At 66.9% G+C, this 19,811-nt stretch carries 19 protein-coding genes; 6 read left to right on the top strand and 13 right to left on the bottom strand.

Annotation, left to right across the window (positions count from 1 at the left end):
- Window position 1 precedes the first annotated feature (1 nt).
- Window positions 2–694, top strand: coding sequence for a 50S ribosomal protein L1 (gene rplA, locus BOS5A_RS14750; protein ID WP_151955660.1), 693 nt, complete (start codon window positions 2–4; stop codon window positions 692–694).
- A 73-nt stretch (window positions 695–767) separates the two neighbouring features.
- On the opposite strand, the gene BOS5A_RS14745 is transcribed toward rplA, so the two are convergent.
- A complete protein-coding gene (locus BOS5A_RS14745; protein ID WP_199857387.1) occupies window positions 768–2,309 on the bottom strand; it encodes a hypothetical protein in 1,542 nt (513 codons plus the stop codon).
- A complete protein-coding gene (locus tag BOS5A_RS14740) occupies window positions 2,284–3,210 on the bottom strand; it encodes a phosphatase PAP2 family protein (protein WP_151955659.1) in 927 nt (308 codons plus the stop codon). Before BOS5A_RS14740 ends, BOS5A_RS14745 begins: the two co-directional genes overlap by 26 nt.
- 305 nt (window positions 3,211–3,515) lie before the next feature.
- Between BOS5A_RS14740 and BOS5A_RS14735 the strand changes: the two genes are divergently transcribed.
- From BOS5A_RS14735 to BOS5A_RS14725, 3 genes are all read left to right on the top strand, one after another.
- Window positions 3,516–6,554, top strand: coding sequence for a TonB-dependent receptor plug domain-containing protein (locus tag BOS5A_RS14735; protein ID WP_151955658.1), 3,039 nt, complete (start codon window positions 3,516–3,518; stop codon window positions 6,552–6,554).
- Between the two features lie 181 nt (window positions 6,555–6,735).
- On the top strand, window positions 6,736–8,517 hold the full coding sequence (locus tag BOS5A_RS14730) for a DEAD/DEAH box helicase (protein ID WP_151955657.1): 1,782 nt from the start codon (window positions 6,736–6,738) through the stop codon (window positions 8,515–8,517).
- On the top strand, window positions 8,514–8,981 hold the full coding sequence (locus BOS5A_RS14725; protein ID WP_151955656.1) for a YaiI/YqxD family protein: 468 nt from the start codon (window positions 8,514–8,516) through the stop codon (window positions 8,979–8,981). Before BOS5A_RS14730 ends, BOS5A_RS14725 begins: the two co-directional genes overlap by 4 nt.
- Window positions 8,982–9,116: 135 nt before the next feature.
- Here the strand turns inward: BOS5A_RS14725 and BOS5A_RS14720 are convergent, their stop codons facing one another.
- Window positions 9,117–11,603, bottom strand: a complete 2,487-nt coding sequence (locus BOS5A_RS14720) for a PhoX family protein (protein WP_151955655.1) — start codon at window positions 11,601–11,603, stop codon at window positions 9,117–9,119.
- A 492-nt stretch (window positions 11,604–12,095) separates the two neighbouring features.
- Between BOS5A_RS14720 and rplJ the strand changes: the two genes are divergently transcribed.
- A complete protein-coding gene (gene rplJ / locus BOS5A_RS14715) occupies window positions 12,096–12,611 on the top strand; it encodes a 50S ribosomal protein L10 (protein ID WP_151955654.1) in 516 nt (171 codons plus the stop codon).
- A 59-nt stretch (window positions 12,612–12,670) separates the two neighbouring features.
- Window positions 12,671–13,051 (top strand): 50S ribosomal protein L7/L12, encoded by a 381-nt coding sequence (rplL, locus tag BOS5A_RS14710; RefSeq protein ID WP_151955653.1) that lies wholly within the window; start codon window positions 12,671–12,673, stop codon window positions 13,049–13,051.
- A 190-nt stretch (window positions 13,052–13,241) separates the two neighbouring features.
- Here rplL and BOS5A_RS14705 read toward each other — a convergent pair whose 3' ends face one another.
- The 10 genes from BOS5A_RS14705 to pyrE all read right to left on the bottom strand — a co-directional run bounded on the left by BOS5A_RS14705 (window position 13,242) and on the right by pyrE (window position 19,690).
- Window positions 13,242–14,045 carry a hypothetical protein gene (locus BOS5A_RS14705; RefSeq protein WP_151955652.1) on the bottom strand — a complete coding sequence of 268 codons (804 nt, stop codon included), beginning with the start codon at window positions 14,043–14,045 and terminating at the stop codon, window positions 13,242–13,244.
- On the bottom strand, window positions 14,042–14,263 hold the full coding sequence (locus BOS5A_RS14700) for a helix-turn-helix domain-containing protein (protein WP_151955651.1): 222 nt from the start codon (window positions 14,261–14,263) through the stop codon (window positions 14,042–14,044). The genes BOS5A_RS14705 and BOS5A_RS14700 overlap by 4 nt, the downstream gene beginning before the upstream one ends.
- Complete coding sequence (locus BOS5A_RS14695; RefSeq protein WP_151955650.1) at window positions 14,263–14,787, bottom strand: DUF2975 domain-containing protein; 525 nt, start codon at window positions 14,785–14,787, stop codon at window positions 14,263–14,265. Before BOS5A_RS14695 ends, BOS5A_RS14700 begins: the two co-directional genes overlap by 1 nt.
- 72 nt (window positions 14,788–14,859) lie before the next feature.
- Window positions 14,860–15,492 (bottom strand): maleylacetoacetate isomerase, encoded by a 633-nt coding sequence (gene maiA, locus BOS5A_RS14690; RefSeq protein ID WP_151955649.1) that lies wholly within the window; start codon window positions 15,490–15,492, stop codon window positions 14,860–14,862.
- Window positions 15,489–16,565 (bottom strand): AI-2E family transporter, encoded by a 1,077-nt coding sequence (locus tag BOS5A_RS14685; protein WP_151955648.1) that lies wholly within the window; start codon window positions 16,563–16,565, stop codon window positions 15,489–15,491. The genes maiA and BOS5A_RS14685 overlap by 4 nt, the downstream gene beginning before the upstream one ends.
- Complete coding sequence (lepB, locus tag BOS5A_RS14680; RefSeq protein WP_151955647.1) at window positions 16,562–17,494, bottom strand: signal peptidase I; 933 nt, start codon at window positions 17,492–17,494, stop codon at window positions 16,562–16,564. Before lepB ends, BOS5A_RS14685 begins: the two co-directional genes overlap by 4 nt.
- Window positions 17,495–17,497: 3 nt before the next feature.
- Window positions 17,498–17,905 carry a holo-ACP synthase gene (gene acpS, locus BOS5A_RS14675; protein WP_151955646.1) on the bottom strand — a complete coding sequence of 136 codons (408 nt, stop codon included), beginning with the start codon at window positions 17,903–17,905 and terminating at the stop codon, window positions 17,498–17,500.
- Complete coding sequence (locus tag BOS5A_RS14670; protein WP_151955645.1) at window positions 17,902–18,630, bottom strand: pyridoxine 5'-phosphate synthase; 729 nt, start codon at window positions 18,628–18,630, stop codon at window positions 17,902–17,904. The genes acpS and BOS5A_RS14670 overlap by 4 nt, the downstream gene beginning before the upstream one ends.
- The gene (locus tag BOS5A_RS14665) at window positions 18,627–19,112 is read right to left on the bottom strand and encodes a hypothetical protein (RefSeq protein WP_151955644.1); all 486 of its coding nucleotides are present in this window, start codon (window positions 19,110–19,112) and stop codon (window positions 18,627–18,629) included. Before BOS5A_RS14665 ends, BOS5A_RS14670 begins: the two co-directional genes overlap by 4 nt.
- On the bottom strand, window positions 19,109–19,690 hold the full coding sequence (pyrE, locus tag BOS5A_RS14660) for an orotate phosphoribosyltransferase (protein WP_151955643.1): 582 nt from the start codon (window positions 19,688–19,690) through the stop codon (window positions 19,109–19,111). The genes BOS5A_RS14665 and pyrE overlap by 4 nt, the downstream gene beginning before the upstream one ends.
- Between the last annotated feature and the right edge of the window lie 121 nt (window positions 19,691–19,811).

Genomic DNA, 19,811 nt, shown 5'->3' with positions numbered 1-19,811 from the left:
CATGGCATTCGTGAGCAAGAAGGCAAAGGCCATCACCATCGACCGCGAGAAGCTGCACGGCGTTGACGAGGCGATCGGCCTCGCCAAGACCGGCGCGACGAGCAAGTTCGACGAGACGATCGAAGTCGCGCTGAACCTGGGCGTCGATCCGCGGCACGCCGACCAGATGGTCCGTGGCGTCGTCACGCTGCCCAAGGGCACCGGCAAGACGGTGCGCGTCGGCGTGTTCGCCAAGGGCGCGAAGGCGGACGAGGCGCGTGAAGCGGGCGCCGACGTGGTCGGTGCGGAAGATCTCATGGAGATCGTCCAGGGCGGCACGATCGATTTCGATCGCTGCATCGCGACCCCGGACATGATGGGCGTCGTCGGTCGCCTCGGCAAGGTGCTCGGCCCCAAGGGCCTGATGCCGAACCCGAAGCTGGGCACGGTCACGATGAACGTCGCGCAGGCGGTCAAGGACGCCAAGGGCGGCCAGATCGAATACCGCGTCGAGAAGGCGGGGATCATCCATTCGGGGATCGGCAAGGCCAGCTTCCCGGCGGAAGACCTGCGCGCGAACTTCGACGCGCTGCTCGACGCGATCGTGAAGGCAAAGCCGTCGGGCGCCAAGGGCAAGTATGTCCGCAAGGTCGCGATATCGTCGACCATGGGCGCGGGCATCAAGGTGGACACGACGGAAGTCGCCGGAGCCTGAGGCACCGACCTCTGTCCGTTGCAGACCAATGAGAAAGGGCCGGTAGAGCGATCTCCCGGCCCTTTTTTTGTCGCTAGTCGCGCCTGATCCGGTAGAGCGCGCCGTCAGTTATGGACCAGACGCGCGCGAAGCGATCGTCGCGCAAGTCGCCCGCGCCCGGCATGTTGATGATCCACAGATAATCGAATGCCGTGTGCGGGAGGCGCTTCAGCAACCCGGCCCGCGCCGGCTCACCGGGCTGACGGCAGCCGGCAGGGCGCACGATCTGGCTGGGATCGGTCGCGAAGGCGCCCGCCGCGGGGTAGCGCACCTTCAAGAGCTGCGCGCCGGACAAGGCCCAGGAGTCGTTGACGAAGGCATCGCGGCGCACGGTAGCGAGGCCGCCGAGATGCTCCATCCGCGCGCCCGACCAGTCGCGCTGGCAGGCGGTGCCGACGAACGCGATCACGCGCGCGCCGTAGGGGATGTGATCGATCGCGGCGAGCTGGCGGCGATATCCCTGGTCGAACATCGCGTAGCTCGCCGTCGATGCGCCGATCCGGACGAAGAAGAACGCGAGCGCGCCAAGCGCCAGAGCCCGTTGTAGCCGGGGACTCGACGGGGTGCGGATCGCGACGATCGCGATCGCCAGCAGATACGGCGCCAGCCGCATGTCGGCATAGGCGGACCCCAGCAGGATTCTTGGCAATGCGATGAAGACCAGCGCCAGCGCCGCGCTGGCCGCCGCCAGCACCGTCGCATAGCCGAGCTTGCGCTCGACCGCGCCGGCCACCGCGAGGAACAGCAGGATCGCCGCCGATACGCGATCGAGAACCTCCCACCGGTCGCGCAGCACAGCGATGAGCCAGGTGAGCTTGACCGGGAGGTTGAACCAGTCGCCGGTTTCGCCCGCCACCTCGCCCGAGCGCCACAGCGCCATCAGCAACAGCGGCGGCGCAAGCGGCAGCAGCGCCAGCACGAAGCGCCGCGCGGCCCGCCAGCCGTCCGCCCTGCCCCGGACCAGCACGACCGCCTCCGCCGCCGCCGCCATCGTCGCGAGCAGCGCCCAGCCGAAGACGTGACAGGTCCATAGCAGGACGCCGAGGGGAACGAAGATCGTCGCGCGCAGCGCGGGCCGCCCGGTCCTGCCCAGCCGCAACCACAGCGCAAAGGCCAACAGCGCCAGCGCCATCGCGAGCGAGAAATTGAGGAACCCGAACTGGAAGGGATAGCCATAGGCAAGCGGCAGCGCAAAGGCGAGCGTCGGGGGTGCGCGGCCATGCACCTCGACCGCGATCAGGATAAGGCCGGCGGCGGTCAGTGGCGGGATCGCCAGCGCGACCAGCTTCGTCGCCGCTTCCACGCCCAGCAGCTTGGCAAGCGGGATGATGAGGACATCGACCCCGAGATTGCCGATCAGCGTCCAATGGAACGCATAATAACGCTGAAGCGCGGGCGACCGATCGATCGTGGTCTCGATATGATAACGCGCCAGATGACCGAGCGCGTCGGTGAGCGGCGGCAGCGACGGCCAGGCAAGCGGCACCGCGCAGAGCAGGACCAGCGCAAAGAGGAAACGCTTGTCGGACCACCAGCCAGAGGCGTTTCGATCACGCAGGCGAAAGCGTCCGGTCACGGTGACGGGCAGCTGCCGACGCTGGCAGATTTCGCCTGTGCGCCACCCCGATCAGAGCTGCTGCAAGGGCGAGGCCGGCGATGACATCGATCAGGTAATGCGTGCCCTCGACTGGTGTCGCCGCCAACATCATACCGTTCACCAGCAGCAGGGGCATGCGCAGGCGCGCGACGGGCCAACCTGACCATGTGAACAAAACCGCGCACACCGCGTGGAAGCTGGGAAACGTAATCAGGCCCACGATCCGTGCCGGATCGACGACATGAACCGCGCCGCCACGCAACGCTTCGATGATCGCCACATGGTCAAGCCCAGTAGCGGGCATGTAACCCGGCGCCATACCGACGTGATAGGCGAGCGCCGAGCGCGCAGGAAGAAAATAGAACGAGAACAGGCACACGCAAAGTGCGACGCCAAAGACGGCAACGAACGTGCGAGCGCGCTCCGCCCTTCCGGTCATCGTCAGGGCGGCGATGACAACAAGCGGAGTCGCGAAAATTGTCCGATATGCCGGAGCGGTGACGGCGGTCAGCCAGGAATGGCCCGCGAAGAAGCGGTACGTGGCCAGCCAGTCGAAACCCATCGCGCTATCGATGTTTGCCAGTGCCGCGTCGTGAAAGCCGTGGCTCGCCGCGGCGACGGCGTAGCTGCCAAGCCCGCCAAGCGCGCTCACCCAGCAGAACAGGCCGAGCAGTTCGATGAGGTCCGCCAGCCGCAACTGGCGCGCGTCGGTCAGCCGGCCCCGCAACGCGGCGACACCAGCGATCAGTCCGATCATCGCGAGATAGGGCGCGCCGGTAGACCGGGCGACCGACAGGCCGGTCATGCGAAAACCGATCGCGACCAGAAGCGATCCGCCGATCACCAGACCCCACAGATGCCCACGCGTTGCCGTAACCATGCCCACCCCGTTCGATGCGCTTCATGGACCGAAGGTGGTTAACGGATCGTGGCGGCGGACTGCTTCCAACCGGAATCCTGATCGAACCAAGTCTTTGCCGGGGGTCGTAGCAGTAAGTTCTCAACAATAACGTCAGCAATACGACCTGATTGATGCAGGCGTGACACAATTCAGAAATATCCGCATCGGCCATTTACAAAGTTTTCGTGGCGATGCAGCGTTGCGCGATGGAGGTGTCCGGGGGGACATAAAGCCTCCTTCCAGCCGGCGTTCGCCGGCTGGATGCGTATGGGGAGTTTTCATACATGAAGTTTTCTTGCCGCAGCCATGCGCTGCGTCTGCGCGACGGTGTCGCGCCGCTTGCGTTCGCCATCGCCATGTCGACCAGCCCCGCGCACGCGCAGGTGGCGGATCAGACGGTGCCGAGCACGACTGCTGCGACCACGGCCGACGCGCAGGCTGATACCGGCGCGGACAAGGACATCGTCGTCACCGGATCGCTGTTCCGTCGCACCGATACCGAAACCCCCTCGCCCGTCACCGTGCTGACGTCGGACACGCTGTCGAAGGCCGGCATCACGACCGCGTCGGACGCGATCCGCTCGATCTCCGCCGACAGCGCCGGTTCGATCGGCACCGGCTTCCAGACCGGCTTCTCGGCCGGCGGCTCGGCCGTGTCGCTGCGCGGCCTCGGCGTGTCGTCCACGCTCGTCCTTGTGGACGGCCTGCGCTCGACCAACTTCCCGATCAACGACGACGGGCACAACGCCTATGTCGACCTGAACTCGATCCCCTTCAGCCTGGTCGACAGGATCGAAGTCCTGAAGGACGGCGCATCCTCGACCTACGGCGCCGACGCGATCGGCGGCGTGGTCAACATCAAGCTGAAGAAGCAGTTCGTCGGCATTGACGGCCTGGTCGAAGGCGGCGTCGCCGAAAAGGGCGATGCGAGCCACCAGCGCGCGAACCTGACGCTCGGCTACGGCGATTATGAAGCGAGCGGCTTCAACGTCTACATCAACGGCGAATATCAGCGCGACGGCCGCGTCACGAGCCACAGCCGCGGCTTCCCCTACAACACGCAGGACCTGACGCGGATCGGCGGCATCGACAACAATTCGGCCGACCAGTCGCTGACGATCAACACCCCGACCGCCTATGTCACGCGCGTCAACCAGACCGACCTGAACAACCCGCTCAGCGGGCAGGCCGGTGCGCCGCTGACCAACCAGTATCAGGCGCTTGGCCTCGGAAACTGCGCCCGCGGAACCTACACCGTCGCGACCGGTACCGCGCAGGGAACGGGCTGCAAATACGACCTGACCGACCTGTATCGCCAGCTTCAGCCGCTGCAGGAGCGCTATTCGGTCAACGGCCGCGCAAGCCTGCGTCTGTCGGACAATATCGAGGGGTATCTGACCGGCAGCTACAGCCGCAGCTATGTCAGCATTCAGGGCATCCCGTCGGCGATCCGCGCGACCCAGCCATTCGGTGCGGCGCCTTCGACGGCGTCGTCGAACCCCGGCATCGTCCTGCCCGTGTATATCTGCGCAAGCGGCAACAACTGCGCGACCGACCTCGCCAACCGCCGCCTCAACCCGAACAATCCCTTCGCGGCAGCGAACGCACTGACGCCGAACCAGGGTGCGGCGCGTATCTATTATCTGTTCGGCGACATCCCGGCGGGCAGCGATCGCACCAACGAGGTCTACCGCTTCACCGGCGGTCTCAACGGCAGCTTCGACGGTGACTGGAACTGGCGGGTCGAGGGCGTGTATGCCCGCGACAATCTGAGCATCACCCAGCACGGCCTGATCAACATCGCGGCGCTGCGCAGCGCGATCAACACGGGCTCGTACAATTTCGTCAATCCGCAGACGAACAGCACGGCTGTCCGCCAGGCACTCGCGCCCGACAAGACGACGCCGTCCTATTCGGAAATGTACGGCATCGACGCGTCGGTGACGAAGGTGCTCGGCACGCTGCCGGGCGGCCCGCTGCAGGTCGCGGTCGGCGGCCAGGTTCGCCGCGAGAAGCTGGAGAACAACAACCAGAACGCGGCGCTCGACACCTATGGCCTGACGACCGCCTCGGCGTTCGGCCAGCACACCGTGTCGGCGGCGTATTTCGAGCTCGACGCGCCGATCGTCACCCAGCTCGACGTCAACGTGTCGGGCCGGTACGATCACTATTCGGAAGGGTTCAGCCACTTCTCGCCCAAGGTCGGCGTGAAGTTCACGCCCTTCCGCGAGTTCGCGCTGCGCGGCACCTACTCGCAGGGCTTCCGCGCCCCGACCTTCGCGGAATCGGGCCCGCGCAGCCAATATGCCGGCTTCGTCACCACGACCCCGCCGTGCAACTTCCAGATCGCGCACGGCGGCGCCGTCAGCGGCACCGGCTGCACCAATGGCGGAAACCCGTACAACCTCGCTTACTCGCTGGGTCGCGGCGTTCGTGGCAACCCGGACCTGAAGCCGGAAACCTCGCGCAGCTTCACCGCCGGCGCGATCTTCCAGCCGGTCAAGTGGCTGAGCCTGACCGCCGACTATTACAACGTGAAGAAGTCGGACCTGATCGTTGCCGGCCCTGACATCGGCAAGGCTGTCAGTGCCTATTACGGCGCGGCGAACCTCGCTGCGGCGCAGGCGGCGGTCGCGGCCGTCGGCCCGGGCTATGCCGTCAACACGGTCGATGCGCCGGATCCCGATCCGCGCTATTCGAACGCGCTGCCGCGTGTGCTCATCATCGACGTGCCGTATGTGAACGCCAACTATGCAATCACCTCTGGCATCGATCTGGCGGCGACGGCGACGATCCCGCTCGGCAACGACGTGACTTTCACCAGCCGTGTCGAGGCGACCCACATCTTCAAATATGATCTGCACACCACCGCAGGTGTTCAGCGTTATGCGGGGACGCTTGGGCCGTACGACCTGTCGTCGGGCAACGGCACGCCGGACTGGCGCGGCAACTGGCAGAACACGCTGGATGCGGGTCCCTACTCGCTCAGCCTGACCGCCTATTATGTCGGCCGGATCAAGGAGGTTTCGACCGACCAGCAGTCTGCGCCGTTCACGACGGACTGCTCGGCGAACCTCTACAAGCCGGCCGGTTCGAACGGCGACGCGTTCTGCTACGTCCGCCCGTTCATCACGACCGACCTGAACTTCACGACGCGCGTGGCGGACAACTTCACCTTCTTCTTCAACGTGAAGAACCTGTTCGACGCCCGCGCGCCGATCGCGCCGGCGGCCTATGCCAGCGCGCCGAACTTCCTGACGACCTGGCACTATGCCGGCCTGATCGGGCGCCAGTTCCGCGCGGGCGCGACGTTTAAATACTGATCGGACGAAGGGCCTCGAACTCCCTCGATATCTGAGGCCCCACCGGTTCCTTGGGGCGGCTCCACCCGGAGCCGCCCCTTTTTTTTTGCGCGACCGGCCTCCGCCGGCGCCTCGCGTGAATTTGCGTTTTCGCGCTGAAAAGCGCATGAGCGGCGTTTAATCCTCCCATTCGAATTGGCTCATGCCCTTCAGCACCCTTCCCCCCGTCCTCGCGGACGCGCTCGTCGCGCGCGGGTATACCGCCCTCACCCCCGTTCAGGCCGCCGTGGTCGAACCCGATGCCGCGGGACGCGATCTTCTCGTCTCCGCCCAGACCGGATCGGGCAAGACCGTCGCCTTCGGGCTCGCCATCGCGGACACGCTGCTCGACGAGGGCCACGCCCCCGCTGCCGGCCTGCCCCGCGCACTCGTCATCGCGCCGACGCGCGAACTTGCGCTGCAGGTCGCGAAGGAGCTGTCGTGGCTGTACAAGGCCGCGGGCCTGCGCATCGCGACCTGTGTCGGCGGGATGGATGCCAGCCGCGAGCGCCGCGCGCTGAGCCACGGCACCCACGTCGTCGTCGGCACGCCCGGCCGGCTGCGCGATCACCTCGAGCGGGGCGCGCTCGACCTGTCGGGCCTGCGCGCGGCCGTCCTCGACGAAGCGGACGAGATGCTCGACATGGGCTTTCGCGACGACCTGCAGACGCTGCTCGACGCGTCCCCCAAGGAGCGGCGGACGCTGCTGTTTTCGGCGACGATCCCCAAGCCGATCGTCCACCTCGCCAAGACGTATCAGCGCGACGCGCTGCGCATCTCGACGGTGGGCGAGGACCGCGGGCACGGCGATATCGAATACCGCGCGATCACGGTCGCGCCGTCCGATATCGAGCACGCGGTCATCAACCTGCTGCGCTTCTACGAGGCGGAGACGGCGATGCTGTTCTGCGCGACGCGCGACAATGTGCGGCATCTGCACGCCAGCCTGGTCGAGCGCGGGTTTGCCGCCGTGGCGCTGTCGGGCGAGCACAGCCAGTCCGAACGTAACCATGCGTTGCAGGCGTTGCGCGATCGCCGCGCCCGCGTCTGCGTCGCGACCGACGTTGCGGCGCGCGGCATCGACCTGCCGACACTGAGCCTCGTCGTCCATGTCGAGCTGCCGCGCGATGCCGAGACGCTGCAGCACCGCTCGGGCCGCACCGGCCGCGCGGGGAAAAAGGGCACCGCGGTTCTGATCGTGCCCTATCCGCGGCGCAAGCGGGTCGACATGATGCTGCGTCAGGCGCGGATTCCGGCGACGTGGGGCGACGCGCCGACGCCCGAGGACATCCGCAAGCAGGATCGCGAGCGGCTGTTGACCGCGCTCCTCGCCCCGGTCGAGATCGACGAGGACGACGCCGCGCTCGCCGCCGAGCTGATGGCGCAGAAGTCGCCCGAAGATATCGCCGCCGCGCTCGTCGCCGCGCACCGCGCCGCGATGCCCGCGCCCGAGGAGCTGATCGACCGCGGCGCCGCGACGCCGGAGCAGCGCGGGCACCGCGCGGGCTTCGACGACACGGTGTGGTTCCGCATGAACATCGGCCGGCGCCAGAATGCCGACCCGCGCTGGATCCTGCCGCTGCTCTGCCGACGCGGCCATGTGACGAAATCCGAGATCGGCGCGATCCGCATCGGCGCGATGGAGACGCAGTTTCAGGTGCCGCGCGCGATCGCACAGCGCTTCGCTGCCGCCGTCGCCAAGACCGCGAGCGCGGACGGCGAGGACGAAAGCGGCGTCGCGATCGAGGCGGTCGATGGCGCGCCGGCCCGTAATGCAGCGCCCGCGCGCCCGACGCTGGAGCGGCGGCCGGGTGGCGGCGGCAACGGGGGCGGTGCGCCGCGGCGTGGTCCTCAATCGGGTGCGGCGCGCAGCAACAGCCCGCGCAGCAACGGCCCGCGAGCGACCGGCGGCCGCGCGCCCAACAGGACGCAGCGCCCGCGTTGAGCGCCGCGCCGCCCGTCGTCCGCATCCTCGTCGATGCCGATGCCTGCCCGGTGAAGGACGAGGTCTACCGCGTGGCGTGGCGGCTCGCGGTGCCCGTCACCATCGTCAGCAACAGCCATCTGCGCGTGCCGGATCACCCGCTGATCGACCGCGTGGTGGTGAGCGATGCGTTCGATGCCGCGGACGACTGGATCGCGGAAGCGGCGGACGCGAAGGCCGTAGTCATCACCGCCGACATCCTGCTCGCCGATCGCTGCCTCAAGGCGGGCGCGACCGTCCTTGCGCCTACCGGCCGCGCATTCACCACGAGTTCGATCGGCGCGCAGATCGCGACGCGGGCGATCATGGCGGACTTGCGCGCGGGTGGGGAGCAGATCGGCGGTCCTCCTCCGTTCACGAAGACGGATCGCTCGGCGTTTCTTTCGGCGCTGGATGGTGCGCTGGTGCGGTTGCGGCGAAAGTGATCCTCCCCGGCACGGGGAGGTGGCAGTCCGAAGGACTGACGGAGGGGGCCTTCCGATAGCGCAGCGTTTGAGGAAAGCCCCCTCCACCATGCTTCGCATGGTCCCCCTCCCCTTTCAGGGGAGGATTCTAGCGGATCAAATCCCCACGATCCCGCCGTCCGCCTTGGTAATCACGATCGTCGCCGAGCGCGGGCGGGCTTTCGCGGTGGTGCTCGTCTGGCTGTCGGGCCAGTTCGAGGTGATGTTCGCCGGATTGCCGTTCTCGCCCGGATGCTGGATGTTGACGAACAGCGCGGTGCCGTCCGGGGTCGTCGTGATGCCGGTGATCTCGCACTCCTTCGGCCCGACGAGGAAGCGCTTGAGCGACGCGCCGGGTGCCTTGCCGACGCGGGTGGACTGCGAGCCACTGAGCGCGCCGATCGTGTTGGTCACCGTCTTCGTGCCGCCGTCGCCGACATTGCCGGGAATCGCCGCCAGCAGCATACAGTTGGTGACATCGGTATAGGCGCCGTCGTCGGTCTCGATCCACAGGACGGGCGTGCCGTTGCCGGTGGTGTTGCTCGGAATGCCGAACCACAGGCCATCGGGCGACGAGAAGTCGTTCGTCGCGTCGAGGCCTGACAGGTTGACGTTGGTGGCATTCGCGGTCGAGCGTGCACCGAAGGCGTAGATGTCCCAGGTGAAGGCGGTTGCCTCGGTCGTGTCGCCCGCTTCACGCAGGCGGATGATGTGGCCGTTGGCGTTGCCGCTCGTCGATCCGCTGGTCACCTTGGCATCGACATAGGCACGCGGGTTCGCGGTGTCGGTGGGGTTCGCGCCACCGATCGGAGTGCGCGAGGAGTTGTTGGTGAGCGTGCAATACATCTCGCCGGTAACCGGGTTGACGGCGGTCCATTCAGGCCGGTCCATCCGCGTCGCGCCGAGCGCGTCCGCCGCGAGGCGGGCGTTGATGAGCACGTCGGCCTGATCCGCAAAGGCGTAGCTCGCGTTGGCCGCGGTCAGCGGACCCTGGCCGAAGACGAGCGGGAGCCACTGGCCCGAGCCATCGGCGTTGAACTTCGCGACGTAGAGCGTCCCCGCGTCGAGATATTTGTCGCCGGTCGCAAGGCGGTTCGAGGGGTTGGCATCCGCTGCCGACCACGCCACGTTCGACACGAACTTGTAGATATATTCGTTCTGCGCGTCGTCGCCCATGTAGAAGGCGGGCTTCACCCCCGCGATCGTGCGGCCGCACTGGCAGCCCTCATGGTTCATCCGGCCGAGCGCGGTGCGCTTGCGCGGGGTCGAAGCAGGGTCGAACGGATCGATCTCCACCACCCAGCCGAACTGGAACGCCTCGTTGCGGAAGTCGCCAGTGCCATCGGCGGCTTTGGTTGCATCGACGCTGATGTTCCAGCGGCGGTAACTGGTGTCGTTTGCATCGGCGGGGGTCACCGTTGCCCAGCCGTAATTGCCCGCCCGGTTTTCGGGAATGCCGTAGCGCGCGAGGCTGACATTGGCCTTGGTCGTGCTGGTACCGCGGGCCGCGACGTCGCCGGTGACACGGCGGAAATAGCCGGCCCAGTTCTCCTCGTTGGTCAGGTAGCTGCCCCAGGGCATGGTGCCGTTGGCGCAGTTGTTGATCGTGCCGCGCCCGGCGGTGCCGGTCGTCGAATAGAGCGTTTTGAGCGCGGCGTTGCCCTTCACCGGGCCGCTGAACGCCATCGGCGTGAGCGGGGTGATGCGGCGGTTGAAGGTCGAGGCCTGGGCATACGCCCAGGTGCCGCTCGCCTTGCTGATCTCGACCACCGAGACGCCGTGGCACTCGATCTCCTTCAACGCTTCCGCCTCGGGCCGCACGCCGCCCGTCGTCGTCGCGCCGTTCGTGTGGAGATAGGGCTGGTTGATGTTCTCGTGGTTGAGGACGAGCAGACCGCGCGTGTTGTTCGTGACATCGAAGCCGGCGCCCGACGCGGCGAGGCCGAAATAGCTCATGCCGTCATGGTGATCGCCCGCACGCTTCGAAAAGGTCGTGTCGGTGCCGTTGTTGGCATAGGCGGCGACGCCGTTCGCGATCGGATCGCCGAGCCGGTAGAGGACGGTCACGTTATAGCCCGACGGTACCGTGACGACGTCGGCGAGGCTTTTCGATACTGCCGAGAAGTCGAGCGTGGCCGGGGAAACCGTGACCGTCGTCTGGGTCTGCCCGGTCTTGCCGCCGGCGCCGGTGCCGGTGAACTGGAAGACCAGCGTCTGCGCGGACGTGACCGCCGGCGCCTGGAACGACGCGCTCGTGGTGTTGGCGCCGGTGAGCGCCACCGTCGGACCACTGATCTGCGTCCAGGAAAAGCTGGTGGCATTGGTCGCGGTGGAATTGAGCGTGACCGTCTTGCCGGATGTCGTCGCGACCGACGATCCTGCGGGCACGAAGACCTGCGCGCCCGAACCGCCGCCATCCTCGTTGCAGCCGGCGAGCAGCGCGCTGCCGAACACCGCAGCGGTCATTGCGCCCACGCCGCCGCCAAGCGTCTGGCGACGCGAGTAGCGCGCACCAATCAGGTCCGAGATGTGCGGGTTGCTGCTGAGATTGGTATCGATATCGCCGTCGTGGAACAGGCACGTCGGTGCGGTTGGCGTCTTCATGGATTTTCCCCCGGGAATGGCCGATTGGCTGAGCGCGGGTTTGGCTTCGGCAGGTTGCGGGGCGATGGCGTTTCGGGGACGGAGCCGTGACGGGAGCGTTACGGTTCAGGGACTCGATGCTCGATGCACCGGCGCGATAGTGTGCTCCCGCGAAGGCGGGAGCCCAGACTGGATCCCCGCCTTCGCGGGGATACAACGCCACTGGAGTTGACCTTCGCGCCCATTCCGCTATGGGCACGCCGTCGTCCGACAGGCCTTGCCTTTCGGGCAACCGTCCGAGACAGCGAGTGCACCGGATTTGCGGTGCTTGATTTCTCGCCGAGACGGGGACACGGATTTTCCGGCTCGGCCCAGCGCCGCGCCCGGTCTGTCGCGTTACGACGCGCCAGTTTTCCCATTCCCCATCGCTGGACAGCTGTTCGACACGCAAGTGCCGGGCGGATTGTAACCGGGCGTGTCCGTTCGCGGATACGCTCAAATGTGGAGAATGGCATGGATCGTGGTCAGAAGGCCGCAGCCGTCGCCGAGCTCAAGCAGACCTTCTCCGAGGTCGGCGTGGTGGTCGTCACCCGCAACCTCGGTCTCACCGTCGCGCAATCGACGCAGCTGAGGACGAAGATGCGCGAGGCCGGAGCGGCGTACAAGGTCTCGAAGAACAAGCTTGCCAGGATCGCGCTGGACGGCACCGACTATGGTTCGCTGGGCGACATGCTCACCGGCCCGGTCGGTCTCGCCAGTTCCATCGACCCCGTCGCGGCCGCCAAGGTGGCCGTCGACTTCGCCAAGACGACCGACAAGTTCGAGATCGTCGGCGGGGCGATGGGCGCAACCGCGCTCGACGTGGAGGGCGTGAAGGCGCTCGCCACGCTGCCGTCGCTGGATGAACTGCGCGCCAAGATCGTCGGCCTCCTCGTGGCACCCGCCACGAAGATCGCAACGATCACGCAGGCACCCGCGGCACAGATCGCGCGCGTCCTTTCCGCCTATGCGGAGAAGGAAGCGGCCTGATCCTCAGGCATTACTTTCGATGAAATAACGGGCCGCGTGCCCGAAACTGGAGAATACACATGGCAGACCTGAACGCGCTGGTTGACAGCCTGAGCGAACTGACCGTCCTCGAGGCGGCCGAGCTTTCGAAGATGCTCGAAGAGAAGTGGGGCGTTTCGGCCGCAGCAGCGGTCGCGGCGGCTCCGGCAGCGGGCGGCGCCGGCGGCGGCGCACCGGCAGCCGAAGAGAAGACCGAGTTCGACGTGATCCTGACCGGCGACGGCGGCAAGAAGATCAACGTCATCAAGGAAGTCCGCGCGATCACCGGCCTGGGCCTGACCGAAGCGAAGGCTCTCGTCGAGGGCGCGCCGAAGGCCGTCAAGGAAGGCGTGAACAAGGACGAGGCCGAGAAGGTCAAGAAGCAGCTTGAAGAAGCCGGCGCGACCGTCGAGCTGAAGTAAGCCGCAGCGGGAGAGACGGGCCACGTTGGCCCGCACTCCGGCAAGGCCTGTCCTGAGCGCCTGCCTTGGCAGGCAGTCGAAGGGCCGGCGAACGCGGAAGTTTCCTTCCGCGTTTCACGTCATGGGATTCACTCCCATGACGGCCGCTTCAAGAAAAGGGCGACCCCGGCGATGGGGCCGCCCTTTTTCTTTACGCCGCCCGCACCGTGCCGCCGATCACGTCACGCGATGCTGCGTCTCCCAGCAGCGGCACCCCGCGCCGATCCGCGATATACCGCGCGATACGCACCTGGATCGCGGCGAGAACCGTGACCATGATCGCGACCACAACGGCGTCGATCGCGAGCGCCGGCCACAGGATCGTGGACGGCTTGCCGGCGGGCCAGCGGTTGAGCAACTGATGCACCCCGCCGAAAGGGAAGCGCGCCACGAACATCAGCAACAGCCCCCAGACATAGAACCAGCGCGTCACGCGCGCCGATGCCAGCGGCCCGTAGGCATTCGTTCCCATTGCAGCATTGACGAACCACAGGAACAGCAGCGGCTCGGCCAATTGCTGGATCAACGATACCGTGAGCCGCAGCGGCATGACGCCGCTTTCGCCGACACCGAACAGCCCGAGGATCGGGGCCGCGTAGATGACGATCGCGGCGATGATGAGCTGATACCCCGCCACCCACGCATAGCGCCCGACCGCATGCGCCGACGGACGCAGCGCCTCGCGACGATCGCCCGTGACGAAATACCGGATCGCGACGAACCCCAGCGCATAGACGATCAGCATCTTTGGCCAGCCGAATGCCATGCGCAGCGGCTCCATCGCGGCGGCCTTGCGCACCGCGCTATCGGGCGAGAAGAAACCGAGCTTCACCTCGACGCAGTGCTGCGCGAACTCGATGGTGATCATCGCCGCGAACACGAGCGGCAACGCAGCGGCGAAGCGCCACGCATCGCGAAACGCGCCGCCCCAATTGCCAAAGAACGCCTTGATCATTCCCCACCCCCTTCTTCATCGATGAACGCCAGCAAATCCCCCGGCTGACATTCCAGCACCCGGCAGATCGCCTCCAGCGTCGAGAAACGGATTGCTTTCGCCTTGCCGGTCTTCAGGATCGACAGGTTGGCAAGCGTGATATCGACGGCTTGCGCCAGATCGGTCAGCGTCATCCGCCGCGCGTGGAGCAAATCGTCCAGATGCACCCGGACCGGCATCAGACCGTCCCCGCCAGATCGTCGCGCATCGCAGCGCCGACGGCGAAGATGCGCGCGAGCACAAATGCGACGAAGACCGACAGCCAGCCGCCGATCGACGGCGACCAAGATCCTACATCCGCACCGAGGTGCGCGATCCATAAGGTGATGCTGCCGAAGCAGAGATCGAGCAGCTGGATCGTGAGCAGCGCCCAGCCGATGCGCGCCAGCCGCTCGCCATTGACCGCAACGAAGGGGTCGCCCGCCCGCGTCGTCGCCAGCATGGCGCGCATGGCGGAAAAGATGGCCGCCGCCGGCACCGCCACGATGATGCCGAGCACCATGAACCCCCGGATTCCCCAGAGCACGCGGTGCGCATCGACCGCGTCGTGATATTTCGCCGCGATCCGGGCGATGATCTGCGCCGCGAAGGGAAAGGTCGCCGCGATGGCGAGCGCGAAGCCAAGTGCGCAGACGATGTTGAGGACCGCGAGGACTCGCACGACCCGGTCGGCGATTCCGATCACCCGTCCGCCGTCCGTCATCACCCTTCTCCCTTAGGAGCGGGTGATTGCACATTTATCGAATTACGAAAAGCTGTTTATCGTTTTTCGATATTACCCCGGTTTCACGGCGTCCGGGCGCGCGCGCCGGAACGCCGACATTTCGCCAGCCGCGGCATCCGCCGCCAGCAGCTTCGGATACGAGGAAAGGTCCACTTCGAACCGGCGCGCATTGTAGAGTTGCGGGACCAGGCATACGTCGGAGATATCGGGCGTGGCGCCACCCAGAAACGGCCCCTCGCCCGCCATCGCCTCGAGCGCAGCGAGGCCCTCGGTCACCCAGTGGCGATACCAGTCGTCCTTCGCCGCCTGATCCGCGCCGAACTGCGATTCGAGCCGTTTCAGCACGCGCAGATTGTCGATCGGGTGGATATCGGCCGCGATCACCAGCGCGCGGGCGAGCTGGCGGCTGCGCGTCGTCGCATCCTTCGACACCATCGGCGGATCGGGGAAGTTGGCGTCGAGCCAGTCGATGATCGCGAGGCTCTGCGTGAGCGGCACGCCGTCGACGACGAGCGTCGGGACGAGGCCCTGCGGATTGATGGCGCGGTTCGCACCGGCGCCCTGTTCGCCGGCGACGAGGTTCACGGGAACGCTGCGATAGGCGACGCCCTTGAGATTCAGTGCGATGCGGACGCGGTAGGCGGCGGACGAGCGCCAGTAATCGTGGAGAACGATGTCCGTCATGCGCGGTCCGGCAAAGCCTCGTCCGCGCCGTCCACATTCTCCGACCGGCGTTCCATCGCGGTCTTGATCATCGCGGTCATCGGATCGGCGAGCGCGAGCCCGAGGATGCCGAAGAGCGCGCTGGCGAGGATCTGGGCGCCGAGCGTCAGCGCCGGGGGCAGATCGACGGTGCGCTTGGCGACCATCGGGATGACGATATAGCCGTCGATCAGCTGGACCGCGACATAGATGCCGATCGCCCAGAAGCCGGTGTGCATCCCCGCCGAAAAACCGACCGCAATGGTCAGCGCGCCCGACACGAACGCCCCGATATTCGGGATGAAGGCAAGCAGCCCGGTGAGGATGCCGAGGATGAGCGACATCGGCACCCCGGCAAAGGCGAGCGAAATGCCGACGAACACGCCCTCGATCGCCATGCCGATCAGCCGGCCCGCGAGCAGCCGCCGCAGGGTCTTGCCCATCCGCTGCACGGTGATCGCGAACTCGCGCCGGTTGTCCTGCGGGACCATCCACTGGAGGCCGCGGTCATAGACCTTGGGGTCCATCGCCACGAACAGCCCGATGACGAGGATCATGAACATCGTCGTCAGCGCGCCGAGCGCCGTTCCGACCCACGACGTGACCCGCCCGACCGAGGACAGCGCCTGACGCGCCAGCCCGCTCAGGTCCGATGCGCCGGGCATCATCCCCTGCTGGGTGAGCCAGGTCGTCAGGCGCAGCGCCTGCACCTCGACGGTCGAGCGCAGCTGCATGACCTGTTCGGTGATCTGGACGCCAGCGACGTAGAAGGTCGTGACGAGGAATATGATCGTCAGCAGGCAGACGATCAGCAGCCGCCATCCCCGCCCGATCGGCAGCACCCGCCCGAGCAGGCGCACCCCGCCGTCGAGCATCGCCGCAAAGACGAGCCCGGCGAAAATGATGAGCAGCGGCTGCACCAGCAGCACGACGAGCGCGATGCCGCAGGCCATGCCGAGCCACACCGCCGCCCGCTTGATCTCGCGCCGGGTCGCAGGGTCGCGCACCTCGTGCGGGCTCGCGCCGCCGACGACGGTCAAGGGTTGATCGCTCACTTCGCGACTACAGGATGGAGCGAGGTGCCGGCGCGGCCCGAGCGCAGCGATCCCCACCAGGTCAGCGGGTTCCACGTCGCATCGCCGTCAAGGCTGAAGGTGATGAACTCCGCGCGCCCGCCGAGATTCTCCCACGGCACCGGGCCGCCGAGGCCGCGGTCGAACCCGCCGAGCGGAAAGCGGCTGTCCGCCGACCGATCGCGATTGTCGCCCATCAGGAAGACATGGTTCGCGGGGATCTTCACCGGCCCGTAATTGTCACCCTGGCTGTAGCCGAGCTCGACCGTGTCGTAGCGCCGGCCATTGGGCAGCGTCTCGGTAACGATCGGCAGGTGACAGACGTTCGTCCCGCCCGGCAGCCTGAGCCGCGCGCCCGGATATTGATCGGGATCGCAGGTCGCGTTCGAATCGATCGGCAGGTTCTCGTAATGGAGCGCCCCGCGTTGCACTGGCTTCGCGTTCAGATACACCGTGCCCCCGCGCACCGCGAGCGTATCGCCCGGCAGGCCGATGACCCGCTTGATGTAATCGCTGTTGGTGCCCGGCGGGGTGACGATGACGACATCGCCGCGCACCGGGATATGCCCGAAAATGCGCCCCTTGCTGAAGGGGAACTGCACCGTCCAGCTGTCCTGCGGCTCGTGGAGCAGCAGGTCGCGCACGATTGCGGCCGGGTTGGGGATCGTCGGCGAGACGAACGACCAGCCATAAGCGAACTTGCTGACGACCAGCCGGTCGCCGACCTCCAGCCCCGGCAGCATCGATTCGCTGGGGATGTAGAAGGGCTTGGCGATGAAACTGTGGAAGCCGAGGACGGCCAGCAGCAGCCAGAAAATCCCCTTCACCTCCGACCAGAAACCGCTGCCGCGCTTCTTCATCACCGTGCGATCGGTGGCACGCTCGCTGCGCAAACTCAACTCCTCGGGCATCGGCTACTCTTCGGAACGGACCGCCTCGATCACGACAAGGGCCTGCGCCCAGGGATGATCGTCGGTCATGGTCAAATGCACGCGTCCGACGTGGCCCGCCGGTATCATGGCGTCAAGCCTTGCCTTGGCCCCGCCCGTCAGCGCGAGCGTCGGCGCGCCGGAGGGCGCGTTGACGACGCCGATGTCCTTCATGAAAACGCCGCGCCGGAAACCGGTGCCCACCGCTTTCGAAAACGCCTCCTTGGCGGCGAAACGCTTGGCGAGGGTGCCCGCCTTGGTGAAGGGGCGCCGCGAGGCCTTCGCACGCTCGACATCGGTGAAGACGCGGGTTTCGAAGCGATCGCCGAAACGATCGAGAGACGCCTGAATTCGCTCGATATTGCACAGATCGGAGCCGAGGCCGAGGATCACCGCGCCGCGTCCATTTCTTCGCGCATCCGGCGCACCGCGTCACCAAGCCCGGAAAAGATCGCCTCACCGATCAGGAAATGGCCGATGTTCAGTTCGCGCACCTGCGGGATAGCGGCGATCGGGCCGACATTGTCATAGGTCAGGCCATGGCCGGCGTGGACCTCGATGCCGTTCTTGGTCGCAAGCGCTGCGGCATCGGCAATCCGGCGCAATTCGTCGGCCCGCGCTGGTCCGTCGAGTTCGGCATAGCGGCCGGTGTGGAGTTCGACGACGGGCGCGCCGAGGCGCACCGCGGCATCGATCTGGCGCGCATCGGGTTCGATGAACAGCGAGACGCGGATGCCGACCTCACCCAGGGCCGTGACCATCGGTGCGAGATGGTTGTGCTGGCCGGCGGCATCCAGCCCGCCTTCGGTCGTCCGCTCCTCGCGCTTTTCGGGGACGATGCACGCCGCGTGGGGACGATGGCGCAGCGCAATACCCAGCATCTCGTCGGTCGCCGCCATCTCCAGGTTCAGCGGTATCGTCAGTTTGGCCGAAAGCCGCGCGATATCGTCGTCGGTGATGTGGCGGCGATCCTCACGCAGATGCGCGGTGATGCCGTCCGCGCCCGCATCCGCCGCCAGCAAGGCCGCGCGCACCGGATCGGGATAGCCGCTCCCGCGCGCGTTGCGCACGGTCGCGACGTGATCGATGTTGACGCCGAGGCGCAGGGGACGGGTCATCGGCGCGCGCCCGTGCCGGCAATTCCCGCAAGGGCGGCGGCAGACCCAAGCCCTGCCACCGCCTGCATCGACGCGCTGCCGGGCGGAAGCAGCAGCGCGAAAGAGTCGATGACCGTCATCAAGCCGGCGAGCTGGAGATACTGAATGCCGCCACCAGCCCACCACAGGCCGATGAAATGGAGCCCGACAATCACGCCGACCGCAGGAATGAGATATCCGCCCGATCCCGTTTTCATGAGCAGATAGCTCGTAAACGCGATAGCGCCGAACTCCAGCGCGACCGAAAGCCGATAGCGCCCCATCCGGAAGAGCCCCGTCCGCCGCTCATTCATTCGCCAAGCGCGGATTACGAGCGCGATGATCGCAGCCACGCCAAGCCCGCCGACCACATAGCGCCAAGGAAGCGGCAGGGCCCCGGCCCCCAGCAGAAGCCACAGCGTCGCGAAGGCGAGGCCGATGGCGCGCCCGGTAAAGGGGCTCACGCGGCTCTGCTCCCCGGCTTGGTCGCGGGGATCGCCGTCAGGGCTGCGGGCAGCGCATCGGCCGCATAGGTCGGCACGTCGAGGCGGATGAGCGAGAAGAACGGCACGCCGAGATCGGCCGACCCGTTCGATCGATCCACCAGCGCCCCCGCCGCGATCACGCGCCCGCCCGCGTCCTCGATCGCCCTGATCGCCTCGCGGCTCGACAGTCCCGTGGTGACGACATCCTCCATCATCAGCACCTCCTGGCCCGGCGCGAGCCGGAAGCCGCGGCGCAGTTCGAAGGTGCCGGTGGGACGCTCGACGAACATCGCCTCGACGCGCAATGCCCGCGCCATTTCGTGGCCGGCGATGATCCCGCCCATCGCCGGAGAGACGACCGCGCTGATCCGTGCGCGCAGGTCGCCCGGGATTCGCTCGACGAGCGCGGATGCGAGTCGGGCGCCGCGTGCCGGGTCCATCAACACGCGCGCGCACTGCAGGTAGCGGGAGGAGTGCAGCCCCGACGACAGGATGAAATGCCCCTCCAGCAGCGCATCGGCGCCGCGGAACTCGGCCAGAACCTCCTCGTCGGTCATTGGCGATCTCCTCCGGGTCTCGGCAGCGCCCGCGCGGGCGATCCTGGAGGCCGCATAGGAGCGCAATCGGCGGTCTGCAACGCGGCACCTGCCAAAAAACCGCGGCCGCCCGCTTGCGGCG

This window comes from Sphingomonas sp. EC-HK361 (assembly GCF_902498785.1).
GTDB lineage: Bacteria > Pseudomonadota > Alphaproteobacteria > Sphingomonadales > Sphingomonadaceae > Sphingomonas.
Note: the sequence above shows the minus strand (reverse complement) of the source record. Positions and strands in the feature narration are given on the sequence as shown.

Excerpts from the sequence above, each read along its gene's own strand:
- BOS5A_RS14730 (WP_151955657.1), top strand. The coding sequence starts at position 6,736 with ATGCCCTTCAGCACCCTTCCCCCCGTCCTCGCGGACGCGCTCGTCGCG.
- BOS5A_RS14695 (WP_151955650.1), bottom strand. The coding sequence starts at position 14,787 with ATGACGGACGGCGGACGGGTGATCGGAATCGCCGACCGGGTCGTGCGA.
- BOS5A_RS14720 (WP_151955655.1), bottom strand. The coding sequence starts at position 11,603 with ATGAAGACGCCAACCGCACCGACGTGCCTGTTCCACGACGGCGATATC.
- BOS5A_RS14735 (WP_151955658.1), top strand. The coding sequence starts at position 3,516 with ATGAAGTTTTCTTGCCGCAGCCATGCGCTGCGTCTGCGCGACGGTGTC.
- rplA (WP_151955660.1), top strand. The coding sequence starts at position 2 with ATGGCATTCGTGAGCAAGAAGGCAAAGGCCATCACCATCGACCGCGAG.
- BOS5A_RS14740 (WP_151955659.1), bottom strand. The coding sequence starts at position 3,210 with ATGGTTACGGCAACGCGTGGGCATCTGTGGGGTCTGGTGATCGGCGGA.
- lepB (WP_151955647.1), bottom strand. The coding sequence starts at position 17,494 with ATGCCCGAGGAGTTGAGTTTGCGCAGCGAGCGTGCCACCGATCGCACG.
- pyrE (WP_151955643.1), bottom strand. The coding sequence starts at position 19,690 with ATGACCGACGAGGAGGTTCTGGCCGAGTTCCGCGGCGCCGATGCGCTG.
- rplJ (WP_151955654.1), top strand. The coding sequence starts at position 12,096 with ATGGATCGTGGTCAGAAGGCCGCAGCCGTCGCCGAGCTCAAGCAGACC.
- BOS5A_RS14705 (WP_151955652.1), bottom strand. The coding sequence starts at position 14,045 with ATGATCAAGGCGTTCTTTGGCAATTGGGGCGGCGCGTTTCGCGATGCG.
- rplL (WP_151955653.1), top strand. The coding sequence starts at position 12,671 with ATGGCAGACCTGAACGCGCTGGTTGACAGCCTGAGCGAACTGACCGTC.
- BOS5A_RS14670 (WP_151955645.1), bottom strand. The coding sequence starts at position 18,630 with ATGACCCGTCCCCTGCGCCTCGGCGTCAACATCGATCACGTCGCGACC.
- maiA (WP_151955649.1), bottom strand. The coding sequence starts at position 15,492 with ATGACGGACATCGTTCTCCACGATTACTGGCGCTCGTCCGCCGCCTAC.
- BOS5A_RS14700 (WP_151955651.1), bottom strand. The coding sequence starts at position 14,263 with ATGCCGGTCCGGGTGCATCTGGACGATTTGCTCCACGCGCGGCGGATG.